Source organism: Nocardia sp. CWNU-33, from assembly GCF_046764895.1.
In the GTDB taxonomy this organism is placed as follows: domain Bacteria; phylum Actinomycetota; class Actinomycetes; order Mycobacteriales; family Mycobacteriaceae; genus Nocardia.
This window is the reverse complement of sequence record NZ_JBKOQN010000001.1, coordinates 569,241-592,446: the sequence shown is the minus strand read 5'-3', so window position 1 is coordinate 592,446 and position 23,206 is coordinate 569,241. Positions and strand designations below refer to the sequence as shown.

Sequence of the window (23,206 nt, the reverse complement as noted above, 5' to 3'; positions counted from 1 at the left end):
CCTGTTGTCGGTGCACCGGCAGCAGTTCACGATGCCATGAGCAGGGCGCGGTCGGCTGCGGTCGGAAACAGCGCGCTGTAGGCCCGCATCAGTGCGGCGAAGCGTGGATACAGCGCGATCGGTCTGGTGCGGATTGCCCGCACCAGCCATTCCGCCGCGGCCTCCGGGGCGAGAGTCGGAACACCACGGTAATCCTCGGTTTCATCGATCATGGGCGTCTGCACCAGCGGAAACTGAACCGTTGTCGCGGCGATGCCCCGGCTGCTCAGCTCCGCACCGAGGCTGCGGCCGAAGGCGGTCAGCGCCGTTTTGGAACCACCATAGGCGGAGTACCTCGGCATGCTGCCCATGTGCGCGCCCGCGGTACCGACATTGATGATGTGGCCGGTGCCGCGCTCGAGCATGGCGGGCAGCAGTTGCATGGTCAGCGCGACAGCGCCGAAGTAGTTGATCGCCATGGTGCGCTCGAAGTCGTGCAGGATCCGCCGGTCGCCCGGCTCGCCCTGCTCGTAGCGCTGTAAGGAGTCGGTGATGCTGCGCCGGATCGATCGGCCGGCATTGTTGACCAGGACGTCCATGCCGCTCCACCGGGTACGCACCTCCGCGGCGAGCGCGGTGACCGACTCGGGGTCGGTGAGATCGCAGGCGATCGCGTGCGCCATGCCGCCCGACTCGGTGATCTCGGCGCAGAGCCGGTCCAATTCCGCGATCCGGCGCGCCACGACAACGACCTCCGCGCCGAGTCCGGCGAACCGGTGCGCCGCGGCCCTGCCGATTCCGGACGAGCCGCCGGTCACCAGGATTCGCAGTCCGGTGAAGTTCGCGCCGGATGGTCTCGCGCCACCAGGTGATCGACCGCCCTTGGCCATCGGTTGCAGCAACCATCGGATGGTTCCGGCCTGGATGGCCTTGCCGACCTTGCCGTTCTTACCCGCTTCGACATCGGCCATCAAGGTGCGGTATCTGTCGAGGTTCAATGCGCTGTCCTCAGCTCTCGAGTTTCCGGATCACGGGATGGGTCAGCGCTCGGCGGTGGCCAGGTAGCGCTGGTGCATGACGCGGTCCTTGTGCCGTGGCGCGATCAATCCCCAGGCTTCCCACAGCGCGGCCTTGGCCATCACTATTCGCTTGGGGCGCTTGACAAGTGCTTTCACAATGAGACCCGCCGCCCATTCGGGTGTGCGGACCTTGAAGGCCCGGTAGTCGCCGGGCGCGATCATCGGTGTGCGCACCAGCGGCAAGTGGATCGTGGTGAAAGTGACGCAGTCGCTGGAGGTTTCGGCGGCGGCGACATCGGTAAATTTGTTCAGCGCCGCCTTGCTGGCCAGATAGGCCGCGAATCGCGGTGCGCTCACTTGGACGGCTCCGGTACTGATGTTCACGATATGGCCGAACTTGCGTTCCCGCATCTGTGGCAGCAAGGCCAGCGTCAGCCGCAGCGCGCCGAAGTAGTTGACCGCCATGGTGCGTTCGAAGTCGTGCAAGCGGTCGGTGGACTGCCCGAGTGAGCGCCGGATGGAGCGGCCCGCATTGTTCACCAGCATGTCCACGTGGCCGTGGTTTTCGAGGATCTGCTCGACGATCTGCCCGGTGGCCGCGGCATCGGTGATGTCGCACTGGTATCCGTACGCGCTGCCGCCGCCGGTTCGGATGTCCTCGACCACCTGCGTGAGTTCGGGGCCGCGCCTGCCGATCAGCAGCACGGTGCCGCCCTCCGCGGCGACCGCGAGGGCGGCGGCCCGTCCGATTCCGGAGGTGGCCCCGGTGATCAAGACCTGACGGTCCGCCAACGCCCCGGCCGGTGGTTGCGGCCGACCTTCGGCATCGGATGCTGGTTGCGCCCCCTCGATTTCCTGGACCAGCTCCGGGCGTGGTCCGCCGTTCTCCAGCCAGGTGATCCACCGCGCCGTGGTCGGCCAGGTCACTCCGGTTGCTCCGCTACCCGCGACCAGACCGAAGTGGCTCGCCACGGCGCAGACCTCGTATGCGGCGGCTTTCGGCGCGGCGCGGCCTACCGCGCGCACCGCCGCCGGTGTCGCGATGGTGTCGTACTTGCCGGCGAAAGCGAGTATGGGGCAGGTGATTTCGGCCAGTGTCGCCAGCCGGTCGCCGATGACGATGCTGCCGGAAAGCAGTCTATTCCTGCCGATGAACTCGCGCACCAGATCCGCGGCCGCCGGGCCCGGATAACCGACCCACCCGTCCTTGGCGAGGAAGCGCCGCCTGCGCTCGTCGGGCAGCAGCGCCTCGCGGTCGTGGAGTTGCCGCAGGAACGCCCGGCGACGGCGCACGGTGTTCATCGGATCGAGCATCTTGAACCAGGTGCGCAGCATGCCCTCGGTGATGCGCATCCTGCCGATCACATTGTCGGCCAAGAAGTCTGCCGCATTCGCCATGATCTCCGGTGGCAGGCCGAAGGGCAGCGCGGCGGTTTCGGTGTCCACCGGGCTGCCACAGGTGATGATGCTCGCCACGTGTGTACCGCGTCGGTACGCGGCGGCCTGGTAGGCGAACATACCGCCCTGGGAGAAACCGAGCAGGTGGACGTCACGGCCGGTGTCACGGTGCATGGTGGCGATCGCATCGCTCACTGCGATCACGTGATCGGCGATCGTGCGCTGCCAGCCGTGTTCTTCCTCGGCGGGCGAACCGAAGTCGATGACCCACGGATGTACGCCCGCCTGCCGCAGCGTGGCCACTGCGCCGTGGTGTGCATCGAGGTCGTAGAGATCGGCCGACAGCATGAGCGTCGGAATCATGAGGACCACCGGGGGATTGCTGCCCCCAGCCGATTCCGGCGGTTGATAGCGGCGCAGTCGGTACATCGCCCGCTGCTCGGCAATGTCGAACGGCAACGGCTCGTTCCCGCCCCGGAGGCGGCCGTGCCTGAGCACCTCGAATCCGTTCTCCAGTCCGGCTCGCAGTTTGGCCCGCCGGCCGGGTCGCGCAGTGTCGATCGTCGAGTGCATTGATTCCCCTACCCTTCTGAAAACGAAAATCGGTCAACCCGTGACCAGTTGGTCGCGCAGCAGACTTTTGAGCACCTTCCCCGCGGCCGAGAGCGGCATCGCGGCGACGAAGTCGATGGCGCGCGGCACCTTGTATCGGGCAATCGAAGCGGCTGCGTGCGTGCGTAATTCGGCCTCGGTGGCCCGCGCGCCGGGTGCCAGCACCACCACCGCGTGCACCCGCTCGCCCCACCGCTGGTCGGGCAGGCCGATCACCGCGCACGCCGCCACCGCCGGATGTGTGGCCAGGGCGTTCTCTACCTCGCTGGAGTAGACGTTCTCGCCGCCGGTGATGATCATGTCCGCGAGCCGGTCCACGATGTAGACGAAGCCGTCGTCGTCCATGTATGCGGCGTCGCCGGTGTGCAACCAGCCATCGCGCAGCACCGCGGCGGTCTGTTCCGGCTGTCGCCAATATTCGCGCATACAGCCGTCGCCGCGTACCAGCAGTTCGCCGACCTCGCCGCGGGGTGCTTCGCTCCCGTCTCCGGTCGCGATCCGCACTTCACAGTGCGCTGCCACCCGGCCCGCCGAGCGCAGCCTTGTTCCGCCTACTTCGTGATCCTTGCGCGTCAGCGCGGTGACGATGGCGGTCTCCGTGGTGCCATATCCCTGCACGAAGCCCGCGCCGGGCAGGGCACGGCGGGCCCTCTCCAGGAGCGTCGCGGGCATGGGCGCCGCGCCGTAGCCGAGCGCCCACAGGCTGCTGGTGTCGAAGCTTCCCAGGTCCGGGTGGTCGAGCAGCATGCCGATCATGGTCGGCACCAGCGTCACGCTGGTCACCCGGTATTTCTCGATGGCAGCCAGCACCGATCCCGGCTCGAAGGAGGGGAGGAAGACAACGGTGCCGCCGTGGTAATTCTGGGTGAGCCAGCACGATAGGGCCGCGATGTGGAACATCGGCGCCGTCAGCAGCGAGACGCCCCCCGCCTGCGCGGTTTCGTGGCTCACCGCGGAGGTCATCAGGTTGCGGTGTGTCATGAGAACGCCTTTGGCCGACCCGGTGGTGCCGCCGGTGTACAGCAGCGACGCGGGCGCGTCCTCACCCGTACGCAGATCCGGCACCGGTTTCGTGTTCGCCACCAGGTCCTCATAGCCGAGCATGTCGTCAGGGGGCGATCCGTCACCGCAGTAGACACCGATGAGTGCGCCTGCGGTCAGCTCGGTGACGAGCGACAACCGGCTGTCGTCGGCCAGCAGCAGGCTGGGTTGCGCATCCCGCAGTGCGCCGGTGATTTCGGCCGGGCTCCATCGAATATTGATCGGATTCACCACAGCGCCGCACCACCATGTCGCGAAAAAGATCTCGTGGTACCGGTCGGAGTTGAGCGCGAGAATCGCCACCCGATCTCCCGGCCGGACGCCGAGCTCCCGGAAGGCGCCTGCCAGACGGGAGATCCGCTCGAACGACTCCCGGACGGTGCGTGTGCGGCTCCCCGAAACGGTCATCGGGAGGTCCGGCGTCTGCTGGAGTGCACGGTGCAGTGCGTGCGTCGAGTACATGCGGTAACCCCCTGTGGTCAGCGACCAGGCATCGTTGATCCGTTGATCCGTTGATCCGTTGGTGCGCAGTGCCTTTCGTGCGGCCGAGCGGACCGATCGCGGCGTGCATCGATAGTGCTGCGACGGTGCGGCAAATCCCCTTCGTTCGGCGCCGTCGCTGTATCAGCGGAGGGCGCCGGTCCCGTGGTCCATATTTACCTAGAACATGTTCTACCGTCAATACTTTAGGGAGTATCGGCGCGGACACGGGCTTTACCAGTGAATATGTGGAGGCTGATGATGTGGGGCGAGAATTTGTGAACTAGAACTAGTACAGGTTTCATTCAATTGCCTGCGGCCTGTGTCATCTGCTCGCGGGGTGGTTCTGTGGCGGGCCGCGAAGTGATCATGAAAGTGCTTGTCGTGCACACGGTTCCGGAGTTGGTGGCACGGCGGGGGCTTACCCGGCTGTTTCCATTTCGACGTAACAAGACCGAGCGCCACGGATCACGTCGAATACGAAGTCTGGCAGTCGATTACGAGATGTGGCAGTCCTACGCGCCCGCTCGTCGCGTCGATCGCGGAAGATGCACCGTGAAAGTGGTGCCCGATCCTGGCACGCTGTCTGCGGTAACCGTTCCGCCATGGGCGGCTACCAGGGCTTGGACTATCGATAGCCCGAGGCCGGTGCCGCCGCTGGCGCGCGTCCGGGAGTTGTCGGTGCGGTAGAAGCGTTCGAAGATGCGCTCGGCCTCGTCGGCGGGCAAGCCGGGGCCGGTGTCGGCGACTTCGAGCAGGATCTCGTCGAGCTCGGGCGTCAGGCGTACTTTTACCGAGGCATCCGGCGGGGTGTGGGTGAGTGCGTTGTTCAGCAGATTGGCCAGCACCTGGCGCAGTCGCTCTTCGTCGCCGTTCACCTCCAATGTGCCTTCGCCGGAACATATTTCCAGTTCGATGGAACGATGCGGGCCGTCCGAGCCGTCGGCGGCCGCCATCGCCCTGGCGTTGTGCACGGCATCGCTTGCGACGGCGAGCAGATCGACGGGGCCCTGCTCCAGCGGGCGCTGCGCGTCGAGTCGGGCCAGCATCAGTAGATCCTCGACCAGCAGGCCCATGCGTTGGGCCTCGCGTTCGATCCGGTCCATGAACAGGGCCGGGTCAGTGGTAGCACCCTGGCGGTAGAGCTCGGCGAAGCCGCGGATCGTGGTCAGCGGTGTACGCAGTTCGTGGCTCGCGTCGGCGACGAAGCGACGCATCTTCGCCTCGGAGCGGCGTGCCGCGGACTCCGACGCCTCGGTCGCCGCGAAGGCGCTCTGGATCTGGGCGAGCATGCCGTTGAGTGATTGCGACAGTCGATCGACCTCGGTATTGGTGCCGCGCACCGGAACTCGGCGAGTCAGATCCCCCGCGGCGATCGCGGCGGCGATCTTCTCGACCCCGCGCAGCGGCCGCAGGCTGCGCCGGATCACGAAGTAGGCGGCCACCGCGAGTGCGGCGAGGACCGCGGCGCCGACGATCAGTTGGAGCATGATCAGCCGGCGGACGGTCTCGATGTTCTGAGTGAGCGGCACCGCCACCGTCGTGGTGGCGTCCGGTGTTCGCACGGTAATGGCCCGCCACTGAACCGACGCGCCGTTCTTGGAACCGACCGTGGTGGGCTTGGTGATGGCGACAATCCCCGGCGGGGGATCGCGGTCGGTCCGCCACGGCGGCGGATCCGGCAGCGCAGGTTCGGCATCCGCAATGAACGAAGGGGTCTCGAGCCGGATGCCGTTGCCCGCGCTCGGTTCGGACCGGATGTAGAAGACGCTCGGCAAATGCGGTGGGCCGGGTGGTGCAGGCCGTGGTGGCCGCATCCACGCCGTCGAGGCGTCCCGCAATTGCTGATCGGTGCGGCGCATCAGCGAATCTTCCAAGACGGAGGTGACCACCATTCCGGAAGCCAGCAGACCGAGCCCGGCCAGGACAACAAGGGCGAGCACCAATGTCACCCGGAGTGGGATCGCCGACCACCTCCGTGAGAGCCTGCTGCGGACTTTCCGACGGCGCGCGTCCGTCACTTCTCGGCCTGTCGCGCGCGATTAGGCGCGCGCATCACATAGCCGACACCTCGCAGCGTGTGGATCAGACGCTCGTTTCCCGTATCGACCTTCTTGCGCAGATACGACACATAGGTCTCCACCACACCGACCTCACCCCCGAAGTCGTAGCGCCACACGTGATCCAGAATGCGCGGCTTGCTCAGCACGGTGCCCGCGTTCACCATGAAGTAGCGCAGCAACGTGAATTCGGTGGGGGACAGCGGAACCGGCTCGCCCGCCTTCCACACCTCGTGGGTGTCGTCATCGAGTTCGATGTCCTCGAACCGAATGCGCGAACTCTCCCGCACCGGCGCGTGGTGACCGGACCTGCGCAGCACCACCCGCAGCCGCGCAACAACTTCCTCCAGGCTGAACGGCTTGGTGATGTAGTCGTCCGCGCCGAGAGTGAGTCCGGCGACCTTGTCCTGCACTTCGTCACGTGCGGTGAGGAACAGCACCGGCGCGTCGATGCCGTCGGCGCGCAGCCTGCGCAGCAGCCCGAAGCCATCCATGCCGGGCATCATCACATCGACGATCAAGGCCTGCGGCCGGAAGCTGCGCGCCTTGTCCAACGCCTGCGCGCCGTCAGCCGCGGTATCGACCTCGAAACCCTGGTAGCGCAGACTCACCGACAGCAGTTCCACAATCATCGGCTCGTCGTCCACCACAAGGACCCGGGCCTCGGGTGTGCTCTCCGCAGGCGCGCTCATTGTTTCATCGTCCGACACCTGCCTGGGAACTCGCTGGACCTTTACTGGGTGATTCCTGTGTATCCAACAAGGTCGCGACAATCCCTGCTGACGCCCCCACTCGGCACGATGACGGCTTCCCAGTGAAGCGAGACCCAGCACCAGCCCGTCCCTCTTCCGCACCAGCCGAAGCGCTTCCACCAAAGTCGCAAGCACAACTATCAACACACCCACTCGGCACGATGACACCCCCCGCGCGACGCCAGACCCAGCCCCAGACCTCGCAGCCCGTCCCCACCCTCACAACAGCACGCAGCACAACCACCAAAGTCGCAAGCTCAACTACCAACGCCCCCACTCGGCACGATGACACCTTCCGAGCGAAGCGAGACCAAGGGGGCCGCGAACACGCAGCGCCGAAGGCGCTGCCAAAAAACACAGGCGCTGCCAAAAAACTAGCGGGATTCCGGGTATACGTCGTCGTCGGTGAGCAGGGCGCTGCCTGCGACCTGGTCTTGGGCCAGGGCGTCGAGGAAGGAGCGGGCCCAGCGGTCTACGTCGTGGGCGAGGACCTGGCGGCGCAGTGAGCGCATGCGGCGGCGTTTGGTGTCGCGGTCGTCCTCCAGTGCGGAGCTGATGGCGTCCTTCACGCTATCCAGGTCGTGCGGGTTGCACAGGTAGGACTGACGCAATTCGGCTGCGGCGCCGGTGAATTCGCTCAGCACGAGGGCGCCGTTGAGGCCGCTGTGGCAGGCCACGTACTCCTTGGCTACCAGGTTCATGCCGTCACGCAGCGGGGTCACCAGCATGACGTCGGCGGCCACGAAGAAGGCGAGGAGTTCGTCGCGTGGGATGGGGCGGTGCAGATAGTGCACCACCGGGTGGCCGACCTGGGAGAACTCGCCGTTGATCCGGCCGACCTGGCGCTCGATGTCGCCACGCATCTGGATGTAGCTCTCCACCCGCTCCCGGCTCGGTGTCGCCAGCTGCACCATGACCGTCTCCGCCGGATCGATCCGGCCCTCCACCAGCAGTTCCTCCAGCGCCCCCAGCCGGATATCGATGCCCTTGGTGTAGTCGAGCCGGTCGACGCCGAGCAGAATGTTCTTCGGGTTGCCGAGCTCGGCGCGGATCTTCGCGGCACGTTCCCGCACCGACCTGCGCCGGGAATGTTCGTCGAGTTCGGCGGAGGCGATCGAAATCGGGAACGCGCCGACCCGGACCGTACGGAACCCGACCTGCACGACACCGAGCTTGGAACGCACGCCGACGGTCCCTCGGGACGTCGGCTGTCCGGCCAGCCGCCTGGCCAGGTACAGGAAGTTCTGCGCGCCACCGGGCAGGTGGAACCCGATCAGATCCGCGCCGAGCAGTCCGTCGATGATCTCGGCCCGCCACGGCATCTGCATGAACAACTCGACCGGCGGGAACGGGATGTGCAGGAAGAAGCCGATGGTCAGATCGGGGCGCAGCATGCGCAGCATCTTGGGCACCAGCTGCAGCTGGTAGTCCTGCACCCACACGGTTGCGCCCTCGGCGGCCACCTTCGCGGTCGCCTCGGCGAAACGACGGTTCACCTGCACGTACGCGGTCCACCAGCTGCGGTCGTAGACCGGCCGCACGATCACATCGTGGTAGAGCGGCCACAGCGTGCCATTGGAGAAGCCTTCGTAGTAGTCGGAGACCTCCTGGGCGGTCAGCGGCACCGGGTGCAGCTCGAGCCCGTCCTCGATGATCGGCTCGACATCGATGTCGGGCACGCCCGCCCAGCCGACCCACGCCCCCTTGTTGTTGCGCAGCACCGGCTCCAATGCGGTGACGAGGCCACCGGGGCTGCGTTTCCAGCGGGTGGAGCCGTCGGGCAGTCGCTCCAGGTCGACAGGAAGTCGATTGGCGACGACGACGAAGCCGGAACCGGCGCCGTTCGTCTCGGCGCGATCGGTTGTCGCTGCGGTGAACACGGCACCATCGGGCGATGGGTCTGGAAGGGCGTGCTCGGAGTCGTCGGACGGCTGGTCAGTCATCTGGTCCACTCACGCATCCTTTGCGCGTCGATTTTCCCGCTGTGGTTATCGGTCTATCGACGGCGCCGTTGTCGTCGAGCTCGAGTTGGTCGACTCGGTCGCTACTCGCCTCGGCCGCCGGGTCCGATGCCGAGCATCGACAACAGCATCCGGCACTCGTCCGCGTCCTCCGCGTACGCGGCGACGACGCGCTGCGCTTGGCGGGCGGTCTCATCGGCAAGTGGTTCCAGATCGTCGTCCGCGATGTCGTTCGCGCTGCCCTTCGCGGCCATCTTCTTGTCCTCCCGGCTCGGTACGCTCGTACGTGCGAGTAGTCAATGGTATCCGGACCTGGTGCGCGCGCGCCGCACCCGGATACCTGTTCGCCCGGTCGGTGCGCCGCCACGTCGGTCCCTATACCGTGGGGGCCCAGCACAACTCCACGAAAGGGTTCGAAGATGCCGTTGGCCACGGTGAACGGAATTTCCCTCAACTACCAGGTCAAGGGCGACCGAACCAAGGGAACAGACACGCCGGGATCGGCGCCGCTGGTCGTGATGATCATGGGGACGGGCAGCCCGGGACGAGTCTGGGAACTGCATCAGGTTCCCGCGTTGGTCGCCGCGGGATATCGGGTGTGCACCTTCGACAATCGCGGCATCGCGCCGTCCTTCGAGGCCGCCAACGGCATGACCATCGACGAGCTGGCCGCCGACACCGCGGGACTCATCGAACTGCTCGGCGAGGGTCCCGCGCTGGTCGTCGGCACCTCGATGGGGTCGCGGGTGGCCCAGGAATTGGCGCTCGCCCGTCCCGATTTGGTGCGCAAGGCCGTGTTCATGGCCGGTCACGGCCGCCTCGACCAATTTCAGAAGACGCTCTCGCTCGGCGAGCACGACCTCGACGCCAGCGGTGTGCAGCTGCCCGCGAAATATGAAGCCGCGGTGACCGCGGTGATGAACCTGTCGCCCGCGACCCTCGCCGATCCGAACGCTGCCCGCGACTGGCTCGACCTGTTCGAGTTCACCGGTGGCCCGGTGACGCCGGGTATCCGCGCGCAGCGCCGGATGGACCACGACTTCGACAGGGTGCAGGCCTATCGAGGGATCAAGGTGCCGTGTCTGTCCATCGGATTCGCCGATGATCGGATGATTCCGCCCTATCTGTCACGCGAGGTCGCCGACGTGATTCCGGGCGCGCGCTACCAGGAGATTCCCGATGCGGGCCATTACGGCTACCTCGAGCGGCCCGAGGCGGTCAACAAGATCCTGCTCGATTTCTTCGGGGCCTGAGGTAACTGCCAACACGTAACGTCTACCTTGCTAGGGTCGACACAACGCTCGGGGATCTTCCGACGCTCCAGTAGCGGCGGATGGGTCCAAGAGTCGATCCCGTACATGCGCCAGTATCCAGTGAGGTGAAATTGAGCACCAACCCCTTCGATGACGAAGACGGCCGCTTCTTCGTCCTGGTCAACGACGAAGAGCAGCATTCGCTGTGGCCGGCCTTCGCGGAGGTTCCGGCCGGATGGCGAGTCGTTTTCGGCGAGGACAGCCGCGCTGCCTGCGTCGAATACGTCGAAAAGAATTGGACGGATATGCGTCCGAAGAGCCTGCGTGACGCGATGGCCGCCGACGATGCGGCCCGACAGGGCGCCCAGTCCTGACCCGCGGCTAGATACTGCGCCGGGACGTTCGATAGAACTGCCGCTGCGTGACACCGTAATCCGGTGTCACGCAGTCGGCGCGCCCGGTTATGATGGTCACCGTTTTCCCGCCTCCTTAGCTCAGTGGTAGAGCACTCGCCTTGTAAGCGAAAGGTCGTCAGTTCAATCCTGACAGGGGGCTCTTCCAGCCGCTGCGCGGCTGAGCTCAGTGGTAGAGGCTCGGCCGTTGTTGTAAGCGAAAGGTCGTCAGTTCAATCCTGACAGGGGGCTCTTCCAGCCGCTGCGCGGCTGAGCTCAGTGGTAGAGGCTCGGCCGTTGTTGTAAGCGAAAGGTCGTCAGTTCAATCCTGACAGGGGGCTCTTCCAGCCGCTGCGCGGCTGAGCTCAGTGGTAGAGGCTCGGCCACTCTTCCAGCCGCTTCAACGAAAAAGGGCGGTCACTGCGCATCTTTGCGTGTGACCGCCCTTCGGCGTTTTTCGTGAACGACGAGCTCAGTCCGGGACGTGTGCGCCGTGGCCGAGGTCGCGCAGCGCCTGCTTGATCCTGGCCTGGGCCTCGTCGAGTGACTCGGGGGAAGGGTGGTGGTCGGCGCCGGAGATGTCGAAGTTGCCCATGGTGAATGCCGGAAAAACGTGCACGTGCAGGTGTGGCACCTCGAGGCCGGCGATGAGCAGGCCGGCGCGCGGCGCGTCCCAAGCCTGGCGGACTGCTTGCCCGATCTTCTGGGCGACGCCGTTGAGCCGGGCGAAGATCTCGGCGTCGACGTCCTGCCACTGGTCGATTTCCTTGCGGGGCACCACGAGGGTGTGACCGGGGGTGATCGGGGCGATGGTGAGGAAACCGACGAATTCCTCGTCCTCCCAAACGAATCGGCCAGGCAGCTGACCGTCGATGATCGCACTGAAAACAGAAGCCATGCCCGCAGGCTACGCGCAGGCCCTCGGGTCGGTGCGGCGGCAGCTGGAGGTTGACACTGCCTTGAAACTGTGTCTAACATACACATATCAGTTTCCGACGGACACAATTTAGGAACGACATGATCACCATCGCGCTCGCCGCCACTGCCGCCACTGCCGCCGCAATCTCCGCCGCCCCCGCCGGCCTGCTCGGTCACCGCCAACTGCGTCGCCGAAGCAACGCGAAGGCGCTGCGTATCGACACCCCGAACGGCATCTCCGAAGCCGGCTTCGTGCGCATCGGCGGCATCGACCAGTGGATCGAGATCCGCGGCGAGGACCTGGCCAACCCGGTCCTGCTCGACCTGCACGGCGGTCCCGGCGCCACGAACATCTACTTCGCCAACCGGACCCGGGAGTGGGAGCGGCACTTCACCATCGTCCGCTGGGACCAGCGCGGCACCGGCAAGACCTTCGGTCGCGGCGACCAGGGTGAGATGAGCTTTCAGCAGTTGTGCACCGACGCGCTGGAGGTCACCCGGTACGTACAGCGCAGGCTGCGCACCGGCAAGGTGGTGCTGCTCGGCAACTCCTTCGGATCGGTGCTCGGACTTCGCCTCGCGCGAAACCACCCCGAGCTGTACTCGGCATACGTCGGTACCGACCAGAACATCCTCGGCGGCGAGCGCGACGACAGCGTGTTCTATGCGACCGTGCAGCGACTGCGCGACAACGGAAAGCGTTCCGACGCAGCGAAGCTGGAGCAGATCGGCCCGGACGAAACCAAGTGGTCGGCGGCGGACTGGGGCCTGCACGCCAAACTGAAGACCAGCTCCGACCCGTTCCTGGTCGAGATGCTGAAGAAGCTGATCCTCCCGTCGATGTGGTTCTCACCCCAGCATGGGCTGCGCGATCTCAAAGACGGCGCGAGTGGCATGAAGTTCTCCGAGCAGCTCGGCGTCGAGTCCGTGCACTTCGATTCCTGGCGCGACGGAACGCGATTCGAGCTCCCGTTCTTCATCTTCCAGGGCGAACACGACACCCTGATGCCCGCCGATCGGGCCCGCCGCTACTTCGACGACGTGCAGGCCCCGCACAAGGAGTTCGCGCTGATCACCGACGCCACCCACTTCGCGTCGTGCTGGCAGCCCGCGCAATTCCTCGAGCTGCTGCTGACCCGGGTGCGTCCGGTGGTGACCGGTGATCAGACGCGGCTGCCCGCGTAGGCCTTTCAGTGGTGTAGGGCGCGTGCGACCTACACCGCGACGAAATGCGACAGGATGCCCTGCACCTCATAGATATCGACCTGGCGGTTGAACCGCTTCTGGATCGGCTCGTGCGAGCCGGAGATCCAAATGGCGAGTTCGGCATCCAGGTCGAAGGTGCCCGCGGTTTCCACCGAGAAGTGGGTGATCGCCCGGTAGGGGACGCTGTGGTAGCTGACCTTCCGGCCCGAGAGACCCTGTTTGTCGACGAGGATCAAGCGTCGGTTGGTGAACAGGATGGCATCGCGGACAAGCAGATACGCGGCATAGATCTGTTCACCGTTGCCGAGAAGTTTCGCGTACTCCGTCTGTGCCTGGCCGGGATCGATACGCCCGGCATTGCCCATCAGTCCGTCGATCAGACCCATCGTAAGCACGTCCTTTGCGCAGTCTGGGTGCGAGATGCGGGCACAACCGGGCCCACACCGGTTCTCTCCAACCATCATCCCTGTCTGTTTCACCGGCGGCGGGGAAGGCGACAACTGATGTCGTATGTTCACTCCGCCGACTACCGGGCGCGCGGGAATCGGCACACTTTAAGCTGATGGCCGTGCGAGTACTCGTCATCGGTTCCGGAGCCCGTGAACATGCCCTCGTCCTTGCGCTGCGCCGGGACTCCGCGGTGAGCGCGCTCTACGCGGCGCCAGGCAATGCGGGGATCGCCCAGCACGCCGAGATCCGCCCCGTCGATCCGTGCTCGGCTGAGGCGGTGGTGGCGCTGGCCACCGAGCTGGCGGCGGATCTCGTGGTGATCGGCCCCGAGGTGCCGCTGGTGCTCGGTGTCGCCGACGCGGTCCGCGCGGCGGGTATCGCCTGCTTCGGTCCCTCCGCCGCTGCCGCGCGGATCGAAGGCTCCAAGGCCTTCGCCAAGGACGTCATGTCGGCGGCGGGGGTGCGCACCGCGCACAGCGAGATCGTGGACACCCCGGCCGAACTCGACGCCGCGCTCGACCGCTTCGGCCCCACCTGGGTGGTGAAGGACGATGGACTGGCCGCGGGCAAGGGCGTTGTGGTGACCGCGGACCGGCTCGCGGCCCGCGACCACGGCGCCGAACTGCTCGAAAATGGTCATCCGGTGCTGCTGGAATCCTTCCTCGACGGACCGGAAGTTTCGCTGTTCTGCCTGGTCGACGGTGAAACCGTGGTTCCGCTGCTGCCCGCGCAGGATCACAAGCGCGTCGGCGACGGCGACACCGGACCCAACACCGGCGGCATGGGCGCGTACACGCCGTTGCCGTGGCTGCCCGCGGAGACCGTCACCGAGATCGTGGAGGACGTGGTCAAGCCGGTCGCCGCCGAACTGGTGCGGCGCGGCAGCGCGTTCTCCGGCCTGCTCTACGCGGGTCTGGCGATCGGCGCGGCAGGCCCCGCCGTAGTGGAATTCAACTGCCGCTTCGGTGACCCCGAGACGCAGGCGGTGCTCGCACTGCTGGAGAGCCCGCTGGCCGAGCTGCTGAACGCCACCGCCACCGGCACCCTTGCCGATGTCGCCGCACCGCGCTGGCGGGACGGCTCCGCCATCACCGTGGTGGTCGCCGCCGAAAACTACCCGGGCCGCCCGCGCATCGGGGACGTCATCACCGGCACGGGAGACGGCCCGCGCGAGGACTCCACGGTCCTGCACGCGGGCACCGCGCAGCGCGAGGACGGTGCCCTGGTCTCCGCGGGCGGCCGGGTCCTCAGCATCGTCGGCGTCGGCGCGGACCTGTCGGAGGCCCGCGCACACGCCTACGAGCGCGTCGCCTCGATCAAACTCCCCGGCAGTCACTACCGCACCGACATCGGCCTCGCTGCGGTCGAGGACCGGATCACGGTCTGAGGCGAGTTATCCGAAGGTGAGGCCGTGGACCGCCAGCCATTGCTGGGGGTCCACGTGCTGGCCGCCGGCGATGACCTCGAAGTGCAGGTGCGGACCAGAAGAATCGCCGCGGTTGCCCATGCGCGCGATCTGCATGCCCGCCGGGACGCGCTCGCCGACGGACACGAAGAAGTCGTACATGTGCCCGTAGACCGTGATGGTGCCGTCGTCGTGCCGGATGCGCACCCATAGCCCGAAGCCCTGGGCCGGGCCAGCGTCGATGACGGTGCCGTTGGCGACGGCGTAGATCGGCGTGCCGATCGGTCCCGCAATATCGATGCCGTTGTGGAAGGTGCCCCACCGGGAACCGAATCCAGAGGTGAAGATGCCTCGGGTCGGCAACACGAAGCCGGTGCCGTCCGGCACGATCGAGCCGGGGTACACCGGTGCGCTGCCGGTCATCCACGGCTGCCGTTCCCCGGCCACCGCGGCGGCGGCCTCGGCCTTGGCGCGTTCGAGGGTGCTGCGCGCGGCGGCGGCGACCACCGCCTGCTCGCGGAGTAGCTCGCCGTTGGCGATCGCGTTGAGGTACCTGCGCGCCGACGGCGGGGTCGACTGCATCTGCTGCGGATAGGCGAAGGCAACGCGTTGGGCTTCGCCCGGACCGGGAACCCGGTCGGTGACCCCCCAGGTGAACGACGAATCGGCGGCGGCGAACAGCGCCGTCGCGCAGAGACCGGCGATCAGGATCCGATGCTTGCGCAAGAGCGCGCGGTAGTCGGGCTCCAGTCGCCGCTGCCAGAGCTTGCGCGGGTCGGGCCGCGGTCGCTGCCGCAGGTTGTGCAGTTCGCGCTCGGCGCGCGCAATCAGGGCGCTGACGTCGCGGTGGGGGCGTTCCTGCGGCTTGGCACGCCAATCCCGCGGAATGACCCCGATGCCACCCACTCCGCGTACGCGTTCCAGTCCCGCGCGGCGAGCTTTGTCAAGCATTGAGCCGACCATAGCCTGATCGCGGACCCGGAGAAGCCCGACCGCGTGCCGACACACCTCGTTCGGGGACGCGGAGCACTCCTGATCGACCTCCGGTGTCGATAGCGCCCGACAAAAGCCGGGCGTCAGCGAAGCGGTGCCGGGCTCGACCATCTACCGTCTGTCGGGTGCCAAGAGAATCTCGCCGGTCGACCATTCCACCTTTCTACGTGATGGATGTCTGGAAAGCCGCCGCGGAGCGCGCCAGATCGCACGGTGATGTGCTGGTGCTCGCGGCGGGGCAGCCGTCGACGCCGGCGCCGGCGCCGGTGCTACGCGCGACGAAGGCAGCGATCGATTCCGAATTGCTCGGCTACACAGAGACTTTCGGGATTCTGCCGTTGCGGGAGGCGATCGCTGAGCACCACCGCGACACCTACGGTTACCAGGTCGAGGCCGACGACGTGGTGGTGACGACCGGTTCCTCCGGCGCGTTCACGCTCATCTTCCTCGCCGCCTTCGACCCCGGCGACACCGTCGTGGTGGCCCGTCCCGGCTATCCGGCCTACCGAAACACCTTGGCGGCGCTCGGTTGTCGCGTCGTCGAGCTCGATTGCCGCGCCGGGACCAGGTTCCAGCCGACCGTGGCGATGCTGGAGGCGCTGCCGGAGCCGCCTGCGGGTCTGGTGGTCGCGAGCCCGGCCAATCCGACCGGCACGATGATCGATCCCGCGGAACTCGCCGCCCTGACGCGCTGGTGCGACGCGCACGGAACGCTGTTGATCTCCGACGAGATCTACCACGGCATCACCTACGCGGGCGATAGCGCGGGCACCTCCTCGGCGTGGGAGACCTCCCGCGAATCGGTGGTCATCGGCTCGGTGTCGAAATACTTCTCGATGACCGGCTGGCGCTTGGGCTGGATGCTGGCGCCCAGCGGTTTACGACCCGCGTTGCAGCGGCTCGCCTCGAATATGACGGTGTGCCCGCCCGCGATTTCGCAGTACGCGGCGCTGCACGCATTCGGCGCGGAGGCGAAGGCCGAGCTCGACGGGCATGTCCGGCGTTATGCGGTGAATCGGCGGCTGCTGCTGGACGGTCTGGCCGAACTCGGCATCACCGACCTGGCGCCTGCCGACGGCGCGTTCTACGCCTATGCCGATATCGGCCACCTCACCGACGATGCCAGGAAGTGGTGCGCGGACGTGCTCGACCACACCGGGGTCGCGCTCGCGCCCGGCCTCGACTTCGACACCGTCGCAGGACATCGGACCGTGCGCTTCTCGTTTGCCGGAGCCACCGCGGACATCGAGGCGGCGCTGGTTCGGCTGGGTCACTATCTGCGTGGCTGATCCTCGTGTCCGGCAACGAGTTTGCACAGTTCGTCACCCCGAAGGTCCAGATGCGGTAAAACAACGATGGCTGGGTTTCCTCTCTGATTTCGCACGGATGAACTGATGACGACTGGCACGATGGCACGGTGATAACCGCGACGACCCCGAAAGGCGAACGGCGTCGCCAGGCTCTGGTAGCCGCCGCCGCCGAGTTGTTACTCGAAGGCGGATTCGATGCGGTACGGCATCGCTCTGTTGCGACGCGCGCCGATCTTCCGTTGGCGTCGACCACGTACTACTTCGAGTCGCTCGATGATCTGATCGCGCGGGCGGTCGAATTCAGTGGCAACGCGGAGCTGGACGCGATGCGGCACCGGGTCGGCGACGTCAGCCACCGGCGGCGCGGTGCCGAGGCGACGGTCGATCTGGTACTCGATCTCCTGGTGGGGACCGATGGCAACGACGAAGACGCCCGCGGGCAGCTGATCGCGCGTTACGAGCGTTCGGTGGCCTCGGCGCGGCACCCGGAACTGCGGGATGTGCAGCTACGACTAAGAGCGCAACTGGACGAGCTGCTCGCCGATGTGCTGCGCCGGTCCGATCGAATGGTGCGGCCGGAGCAATTGCGCAGGCTGGTAGCCGTCGTCGACGGCGCCGTGGTGGCCGCCTTGAGCGAATTCGACCCGGAGCCAAGGCGAATGGCGCGTGGCGCGCTGCTCGAGGTGATCGATATCGTCGCGCCCGCTACGCCGCAGCAGATCGATAGGTTCCGGGCACTAGACTGACGAGACGTGAGAGAGCGCAGCGAACGAGCCATAGACACAGCGCCCTGGCTAACGACGGAGCCGAGCGTCAGCGAGGCGCGGTCGTGAGCCTTGTCCCTAATGTCCTCGCCACTCGATACGCCAGTCCGCAACTGGTGCATCTCTGGTCGCCCGAGAACAAGATCGTGCTCGAGCGGCGGCTGTGGCTGGAGGTGTTGCGGGCCCAGTCGGAACTCGGCATCGAGCTGCCGGCCGGCGTGATCGCCGACTACGAGCGGGTGATCGACCAGGTCGACCTCGCCTCCATCGCCGAGCGTGAGCGGGTCACCCGCCACGACGTGAAGGCCCGCATCGAGGAATTCAACGCGCTGGCCGGGCACGAGCACGTGCACAAGGGCATGACGAGCCGCGATCTCACCGAGAACGTGGAGCAGCTGCAGATCCGGCTCTCGCTCGAGCACGTGCACGCGCACGGCGTCGCCATCGTGGCTCGGCTGGCCGAGCGCGCCGCCGAATACCAGGCGCTGGTGATGGCGGGCCGGTCGCACAATGTCGCGGCGCAGGCCACCACGCTCGGTAAGCGTTTCGCTTCCGCGGCCGACGAGGTGCTGATCGCGCTGACCCGGTTGCGCGAACTCGTCGAGCGGTATCCGCTGCGCGGCATCAAGGGCCCGATGGGCACCGCGCAGGACATGCTCGACCTGCTCGGTGGCGATTCGGCCAAGCTGACGAGGCTGGAGCAGCAGGTCGCCGGGCATCTCGGCTTCGCCACCGTGCTGACCAGCGTTGGCCAGGTGTACCCGCGTTCGCTGGACCACGACGTGCTTTCGGCGCTGGTGCAGGTTGGTGCGGGCCCGTCGTCGTTCGCGCACACCATCCGGCTGATGGCGGGCCACGAGCTGGTCACCGAGGGCTTCCAGCCCGGCCAGGTGGGCAGCTCGGCGATGCCGCACAAGATGAACACGCGCTCCTGCGAACGCGTCAACGGCCTGCAGGTGGTGCTGCGTGGTTACGCGTCGATGGCCGCGGAGCTGGCGGGCGCGCAGTGGAACGAGGGCGACGTCTTCTGTTCGGTGGTTCGGCGCGTCGCGCTGCCGGATGCCTTCTTCGCGATCGACGGCATGATGGAAACCTTCCTCACCGTGCTGGCCGAATTCGGCGCCTACCCGGCCGTTGTCTCTCGTGAACTCGACCGCTACCTGCCCTTCCTCGCCACCACCCGGATGCTGATGGCGGCGGTCCGGGCCGGTGTCGGCCGCGAAACCGCGCACGAGGTGATCAAGGAACACGCGGTCGCCGTCGCCCTTGCGATGCGTGAACAGGGGCGCGAACCCGACCTCCTCGACCGCCTCGCGGCCGACGACCGCTTCCCGCTCGACCGCCCGGCTCTCGACGTCGCCCTTGCCGACAAGTCGGCCTTCATCGGCGCCGCCGAAGCCCAGGTCTCCGAGGTGATCGCCCAGGTGCAGAAGCTCGTCGACTCCCACCCGGAAGCGGCACGCTACACGCCGTCGCCGATCCTCTGACCGCCGCCGCTCCCGCCGATCACGCGCCGGTCGGCGGGAGCCGGGCAGGGTGCCCGCGTGCGCTCGTTAGGGTGCCGTGTGGACCCTTACACGATTTTTGCCGACATCATCGCCGGGCGGGCGCCCGCGAGCACGGTGTACGAAGACGACGATGTGCTGGCGTTTATGGATATTCGGCCGATGACGCCGGGGCATCTGCTCGTGGTCCCGAAGGTGGCCGCCCGCAGTCTCGCGGAGCTGGATCCGTCGGTCGGCGGGAAGTTGTTCCAGGTGGGGCAGCAGTTGGCGGCGGCGCTGCGGGTGTCGGAAGTGGGCTGCGACGGAGTGAACTTTTTTCTGGCCGATGGGGTGACCGCGGGCCAGGAGGTGTTCCATGTGCACCTGCATGTGATCCCGCGCAGGCCGGGTGACGGCTTCGGTCTGCGTGGCCGACCGACCAGCCCGAAACGGGCCGACCTCGATTATCTGGCCGGGTCTATTCGCGGCGCGCTCGGGCGGAGTGCGCAAGCTTCGTAAAGCGCTGTGTGGGCGGCGGGTAGCGTCGACCCGTGGTTTGCTGAAGAAATGCCCGAATGTCATTTTCCGCCCGCGACGGCTAGTGGTGAGTTACGTTGACTGCCAACTGTGGTGGGCTGATGGAGCGGGACATGCGACGAAGAATTGTTGCTGCAGTGGTGCTCTCTTTTTCGCTCGGTGTGCTCGGACCCCTCGTATCGCTGCCTGCGCAGGCCGCGGCCGCCCAGATGGTCAGGATTGATGACCTCGGCCCGACCAAGTCCGCGGTGTTCATCGAGTCACCGGCGATGGGCAAGATCATCCAAGTACAGGTACTGCACCCGAGAGGCGGCGGCGCCCGCCCCTCGTACTACCTGCTCGACGGCCTGGATCCCGGCGTCGGACAGAGCACCTGGACCAACGCGACCGATGCCGAGAGCTTCTTCGCGAGCCAGAACGTCAACGTGGTGCTCCCGGTGGGCGGCCAGGCCAGCTACTACACCGACTGGCAGCAGGACGACCCGCGGTTCGGCCGCTACCGGTGGGAGACCTTCCTGACCGAGGAGCTGCCGCCGATCATCGACGACCGCTTCGGTGGCAACGGCGTGAACGCGATCGGCGGCCTGTCCATGGGCGGCAACGCGGCCTTTATTCTTGCGGTCCGCAATCCCCAGCTATATCGCGCGGTCGCGGGCTACAGCGCCTGCCCGGAGGTCTTGCCCAGGCTGCGGTGATGTTCTCGATCGCCAATCGCGGTGGCAACCCGATGCGGATGTGGGGCGTGCCGGGCAGCCCCGCCTGGTCCGAGCACGATCCGGCGCTGCTGGCCGAGCGACTGCGCGGCAAGACGATCTACCTGTCCACCGGCACCGGAATCCCCGGCCCGTACGAGACCGACATCAAGCCGCAGTTGGCCGAGAACATCTTCCTCGGTGGCCCGGTGGAGGTCGGCGTCAACGTTTGCACCGTCTCGTTCGAACAGCGTCTGCGCCGCATGGGCATCCCCGCGCACGTCGATTACCGCCCCACCGGCACCCATTCCTGGTCCTACTGGCAGGACACCCTGCACGCCTCGTGGCCGACCATCGGGCAGGCAATCGGGGCCTGACTCTGCTGTGCAGGAACGACGAGTCCGGCCCGACATAGGGCCGGGCTCGTCATTCGTCGTGGGCTATCCCGCGACGACCGGCGGCCGACCGGCGGACACCGCATCCGAATCGGTGGCCCGGTGTCGGGGCAGCACGAGGACGACAATCAGCCCGAGCGCCATCCCGGCTGCCGTCAGAACGACCACAAACGACTCGCCGTGCGCGGTGGCCTCCCGCAGGGCAGCACCGGACTTGCCCGCGGTGCCGAGTTCGGCGAGGACGGTGAAGATCGCAAGGCCGATGGCATTTCCGATATTCATTGCCGTCGACGCGATGCCGTTCGCCACCCCCTGCTCGTGCGCGGCGGTGCCCGTTGCCGCGGTGATCCACATGGCGGTCCAGACGATGCCCTGGCCGACACCGGAGATCACCAGGCCGGGGACCAGTGCGGCGAAGCTCGAATCCGGGTCGAAGCCGATCGCGAGGACGACCGTGCCCGCCGCGCCGACAGCGAAGCCGATGAGCAGGGTGGTGCGACCGCCGATGCGAGTGGTGAGTCGCTCACCGAGTTGCGTGCCGGTGGCGATGGCCAGCGACGGCACCAGGAAGGCCAGGCCGGCCTGTAGTGCGCTGTACCCGTGGACGCCCTGCATGAGCAGCGAAAGGAAGTACGGGAGCACGCCGAATGTCGCCATGTACAGAAAAGTGACCGCCATGCCGACGGTGAGACTGCGGTTGTGCAACAGCCGCAACGGCACCAGCGGATCGGCGCTGCGCGCCTCGATGGCCGTGAACAGCGCGAGCAACAGCACCGCAGCGACGAAAGCGACGACGACAAACGGGCTGCTCCAACCCAATTCGGGACCCTCGACGAGCGCGAACACCAGCACCGTCGCCCCGACGGTGACGCTGAGCGCGCCGGGCAGATCGAAGGAGCGACGCGGGCCGCCCGCTGGATCGCGCGGAATCACCACCAGTGCGGCGAGCGCGACGATGCCGGCGAGCGGAACATTCACGAAAAAGACTGCCGGCCAACCGAAGCCGTCGGTCAGCACGCCGCCGAGCAATGCGCCGACCGTCAGACCGCTCGCCCCGGCGCCGCCCCAGATCGCCAGTGCCCGATTGCGTTTCGGGCCCTCGTCGAACAGGGTGTTGAGCAGTGCGAGCGTCGAGGGCAGTAGCAGTGCACCGCCGATGCCCTGCACGGCGCGGGCGATGATGATGGTGATCGGGCTGCCCGCAAGTCCGCCGATCAGCGACGAGACGGCATAGATCGTCAGTGCGAGCACGAATATCCTGCGGCGGCCGAGCAGGTCGGCCGCGCGCCCGCCGAACAGCAGGAAGCCGCCGGCGAACACGACGTATGCACTGACGACCAGCTGCTGGGTCTGGCCGGGAAAGCCGAGGTCGGATCCGATTTCGGGGAGTGCGACGAAGACAATATTGAGGTCGAGCGCGAAGATCAGCTGCGCGAACGCCAGCAGTGCCAGCGTCCAGCCCAGCCGTTGGCCGGTGAGTGAGGTGGGCATCTGAGTGCACGCCTTTCTGGCTGCGTGAGACGGAGGTGTCGAACGGTGGGGCCCACACCGTTCGACCGTACGTATAATGGCGTACATTTGGACTGTACTAGTTAATACGTACGATCTGTCAAGGGATTGTTCGTATATCGCGGTACTATCGGACTATGGTTCTTCAGCACCCGAACCGCGATCAGATCCGCATCGAGAACGTGCTCTCGGCACTGGGCAACCCGATCCGGCTCGCCGCCGTGCGCGTGCTCGCCGAAGGTGGCCAGCACAACTGCACAAGCGTGCTCGAGCTCATCGAGGTCAACGCGAAATCGACGATGACCCACCACTGGCGCGTGCTGCGCGAGGGCGGCGTGATCCACCAGATCCCCTCCGGCCGCGAAAACCTCGTCTCACTGCGCCGCGATGACCTCGACGCCTGCTACCCGGGCCTGCTCGACGCGATCCTGACCGGCGCCCGAAGCGACGAAGCCATCCCCTCCGGAACCCCCTCTGCTCGCCCCTGACAGCACGCCCATCCCCACGGCTCGGCAACGCTCCGATGAGACTGCCGAGGGCTTCGGTGCTTTCGTGCAGCGCTGTCCCGTTCGAGAGGTGTGCTGTTGCGGTCTACC

20 protein-coding genes, 1 tRNA gene and 1 pseudogene are annotated in these 23,206 nt (G+C 66.8%); 11 read left to right on the top strand and 11 right to left on the bottom strand.

All coding sequences use genetic code 11. The features are described from left to right. Positions 1–26 precede the first annotated feature (26 nt). The 7 genes from ACLMAL_RS02100 to ACLMAL_RS02070 all read right to left on the bottom strand — a co-directional run bounded on the left by ACLMAL_RS02100 (position 27) and on the right by ACLMAL_RS02070 (position 9,556). Positions 27–977: an SDR family NAD(P)-dependent oxidoreductase gene (locus tag ACLMAL_RS02100; protein ID WP_411997495.1), complete on the bottom strand. Its 951-nt coding sequence runs from the start codon at positions 975–977 to the stop codon at positions 27–29. Positions 978–1,019: 42 nt separating this feature from the next. Then, positions 1,020–2,969 (bottom strand): SDR family NAD(P)-dependent oxidoreductase, encoded by a 1,950-nt coding sequence (locus ACLMAL_RS02095; protein WP_411997494.1) that lies wholly within the window; start codon positions 2,967–2,969, stop codon positions 1,020–1,022. Between the two features lie 33 nt (positions 2,970–3,002). After that, positions 3,003–4,511, bottom strand: a complete 1,509-nt coding sequence (locus ACLMAL_RS02090) for an acyl-CoA synthetase (RefSeq protein WP_411997493.1) — start codon at positions 4,509–4,511, stop codon at positions 3,003–3,005. Between the two features lie 533 nt (positions 4,512–5,044). Next, a complete protein-coding gene (locus tag ACLMAL_RS02085) occupies positions 5,045–6,493 on the bottom strand; it encodes a sensor histidine kinase (RefSeq protein ID WP_411997537.1) in 1,449 nt (482 codons plus the stop codon). Between the two features lie 53 nt (positions 6,494–6,546). Further along, positions 6,547–7,281, bottom strand: coding sequence for a response regulator transcription factor (locus ACLMAL_RS02080; RefSeq protein WP_328408727.1), 735 nt, complete (start codon positions 7,279–7,281; stop codon positions 6,547–6,549). 434 nt (positions 7,282–7,715) lie between these two features. Then, positions 7,716–9,284 (bottom strand): alpha,alpha-trehalose-phosphate synthase (UDP-forming), encoded by a 1,569-nt coding sequence (locus tag ACLMAL_RS02075; protein WP_411997536.1) that lies wholly within the window; start codon positions 9,282–9,284, stop codon positions 7,716–7,718. Positions 9,285–9,385: 101 nt separating this feature from the next. Beyond that, the gene (locus ACLMAL_RS02070) at positions 9,386–9,556 is read right to left on the bottom strand and encodes a hypothetical protein (protein WP_328408728.1); all 171 of its coding nucleotides are present in this window, start codon (positions 9,554–9,556) and stop codon (positions 9,386–9,388) included. A gap of 165 nt (positions 9,557–9,721) precedes the next feature. Between ACLMAL_RS02070 and ACLMAL_RS02065 the strand changes: the two genes are divergently transcribed. From ACLMAL_RS02065 to ACLMAL_RS02055, 3 genes are all read left to right on the top strand, one after another. Then, positions 9,722–10,555 carry an alpha/beta fold hydrolase gene (locus ACLMAL_RS02065; RefSeq protein WP_411997492.1) on the top strand — a complete coding sequence of 278 codons (834 nt, stop codon included), beginning with the start codon at positions 9,722–9,724 and terminating at the stop codon, positions 10,553–10,555. A 131-nt stretch (positions 10,556–10,686) separates the two neighbouring features. After that, entirely contained in the window at positions 10,687–10,929 is a 243-nt protein-coding gene (locus ACLMAL_RS02060; protein WP_011207082.1) for an MbtH family protein, read from the top strand. A gap of 109 nt (positions 10,930–11,038) precedes the next feature. Further along, positions 11,039–11,110, top strand: a tRNA-Thr gene (locus ACLMAL_RS02055). Positions 11,111–11,419: 309 nt separating this feature from the next. On the opposite strand, the gene ACLMAL_RS02050 is transcribed toward ACLMAL_RS02055, so the two are convergent. After that, the gene (locus ACLMAL_RS02050) at positions 11,420–11,845 is read right to left on the bottom strand and encodes an HIT family protein (RefSeq protein WP_406235860.1); all 426 of its coding nucleotides are present in this window, start codon (positions 11,843–11,845) and stop codon (positions 11,420–11,422) included. Between the two features lie 119 nt (positions 11,846–11,964). Between ACLMAL_RS02050 and ACLMAL_RS02045 the strand changes: the two genes are divergently transcribed. Further along, positions 11,965–13,050 carry an alpha/beta fold hydrolase gene (locus tag ACLMAL_RS02045; RefSeq protein WP_411997491.1) on the top strand — a complete coding sequence of 362 codons (1,086 nt, stop codon included), beginning with the start codon at positions 11,965–11,967 and terminating at the stop codon, positions 13,048–13,050. Positions 13,051–13,079: 29 nt separating this feature from the next. Here ACLMAL_RS02045 and ACLMAL_RS02040 read toward each other — a convergent pair whose 3' ends face one another. Then, a complete protein-coding gene (locus ACLMAL_RS02040) occupies positions 13,080–13,457 on the bottom strand; it encodes a PH domain-containing protein (RefSeq protein WP_328408737.1) in 378 nt (125 codons plus the stop codon). A 182-nt stretch (positions 13,458–13,639) separates the two neighbouring features. On the opposite strand from ACLMAL_RS02040, the gene purD reads away from it, so the two are divergent. Continuing rightward, entirely contained in the window at positions 13,640–14,908 is a 1,269-nt protein-coding gene (purD, locus tag ACLMAL_RS02035; protein ID WP_411997535.1) for a phosphoribosylamine--glycine ligase, read from the top strand. Positions 14,909–14,914: 6 nt separating this feature from the next. Here the strand turns inward: purD and ACLMAL_RS02030 are convergent, their stop codons facing one another. Beyond that, positions 14,915–15,877 carry a M23 family metallopeptidase gene (locus ACLMAL_RS02030; protein WP_411997490.1) on the bottom strand — a complete coding sequence of 321 codons (963 nt, stop codon included), beginning with the start codon at positions 15,875–15,877 and terminating at the stop codon, positions 14,915–14,917. A gap of 167 nt (positions 15,878–16,044) precedes the next feature. Between ACLMAL_RS02030 and ACLMAL_RS02025 the strand changes: the two genes are divergently transcribed. The 5 genes and pseudogenes from ACLMAL_RS02025 to ACLMAL_RS02005 all read left to right on the top strand — a co-directional run bounded on the left by ACLMAL_RS02025 (position 16,045) and on the right by ACLMAL_RS02005 (position 21,083). Continuing rightward, a complete protein-coding gene (locus ACLMAL_RS02025) occupies positions 16,045–17,208 on the top strand; it encodes a pyridoxal phosphate-dependent aminotransferase (RefSeq protein ID WP_411997489.1) in 1,164 nt (387 codons plus the stop codon). 128 nt (positions 17,209–17,336) lie between these two features. Then, complete coding sequence (locus ACLMAL_RS02020) at positions 17,337–17,975, top strand: TetR/AcrR family transcriptional regulator (protein WP_406235868.1); 639 nt, start codon at positions 17,337–17,339, stop codon at positions 17,973–17,975. 83 nt (positions 17,976–18,058) lie between these two features. After that, positions 18,059–19,480, top strand: coding sequence for an adenylosuccinate lyase (gene purB, locus ACLMAL_RS02015; RefSeq protein ID WP_411997488.1), 1,422 nt, complete (start codon positions 18,059–18,061; stop codon positions 19,478–19,480). A gap of 78 nt (positions 19,481–19,558) precedes the next feature. Further along, positions 19,559–19,996: an HIT family protein gene (locus ACLMAL_RS02010; protein ID WP_328408747.1), complete on the top strand. Its 438-nt coding sequence runs from the start codon at positions 19,559–19,561 to the stop codon at positions 19,994–19,996. Between the two features lie 131 nt (positions 19,997–20,127). After that, positions 20,128–21,083: pseudogene (locus tag ACLMAL_RS02005) on the top strand (alpha/beta hydrolase). Between the two features lie 63 nt (positions 21,084–21,146). On the opposite strand, the gene ACLMAL_RS02000 reads toward ACLMAL_RS02005, so the two are convergent. Further along, the gene (locus ACLMAL_RS02000) at positions 21,147–22,592 is read right to left on the bottom strand and encodes an MFS transporter (RefSeq protein WP_411997487.1); all 1,446 of its coding nucleotides are present in this window, start codon (positions 22,590–22,592) and stop codon (positions 21,147–21,149) included. Positions 22,593–22,747: 155 nt separating this feature from the next. Here ACLMAL_RS02000 and ACLMAL_RS01995 point away from each other — a divergent pair, with 155 nt between their 5' ends. After that, positions 22,748–23,098, top strand: coding sequence for an ArsR/SmtB family transcription factor (locus ACLMAL_RS01995; protein ID WP_411997486.1), 351 nt, complete (start codon positions 22,748–22,750; stop codon positions 23,096–23,098). Positions 23,099–23,206 lie beyond the last annotated feature (108 nt).

Bases quoted from the DNA above. Each gene is read 5' to 3' on its own strand.
- ACLMAL_RS02040 (WP_328408737.1), bottom strand. From the start codon at position 13,457: ATGGGTCTGATCGACGGACTGATGGGCAATGCCGGGCGTATCGATCCC.
- ACLMAL_RS02080 (WP_328408727.1), bottom strand. From the start codon at position 7,281: ATGAGCGCGCCTGCGGAGAGCACACCCGAGGCCCGGGTCCTTGTGGTG.
- ACLMAL_RS02050 (WP_406235860.1), bottom strand. From the start codon at position 11,845: ATGGCTTCTGTTTTCAGTGCGATCATCGACGGTCAGCTGCCTGGCCGA.
- ACLMAL_RS02090 (WP_411997493.1), bottom strand. From the start codon at position 4,511: ATGTACTCGACGCACGCACTGCACCGTGCACTCCAGCAGACGCCGGAC.
- ACLMAL_RS02070 (WP_328408728.1), bottom strand. From the start codon at position 9,556: ATGGCCGCGAAGGGCAGCGCGAACGACATCGCGGACGACGATCTGGAA.
- ACLMAL_RS02075 (WP_411997536.1), bottom strand. From the start codon at position 9,284: ATGACTGACCAGCCGTCCGACGACTCCGAGCACGCCCTTCCAGACCCA.
- ACLMAL_RS01995 (WP_411997486.1), top strand. From the start codon at position 22,748: ATGGTTCTTCAGCACCCGAACCGCGATCAGATCCGCATCGAGAACGTG.
- ACLMAL_RS02000 (WP_411997487.1), bottom strand. From the start codon at position 22,592: ATGCCCACCTCACTCACCGGCCAACGGCTGGGCTGGACGCTGGCACTG.
- ACLMAL_RS02045 (WP_411997491.1), top strand. From the start codon at position 11,965: ATGATCACCATCGCGCTCGCCGCCACTGCCGCCACTGCCGCCGCAATC.
- ACLMAL_RS02030 (WP_411997490.1), bottom strand. From the start codon at position 15,877: ATGCTTGACAAAGCTCGCCGCGCGGGACTGGAACGCGTACGCGGAGTG.
- ACLMAL_RS02065 (WP_411997492.1), top strand. From the start codon at position 9,722: ATGCCGTTGGCCACGGTGAACGGAATTTCCCTCAACTACCAGGTCAAG.
- ACLMAL_RS02095 (WP_411997494.1), bottom strand. From the start codon at position 2,969: ATGCACTCGACGATCGACACTGCGCGACCCGGCCGGCGGGCCAAACTG.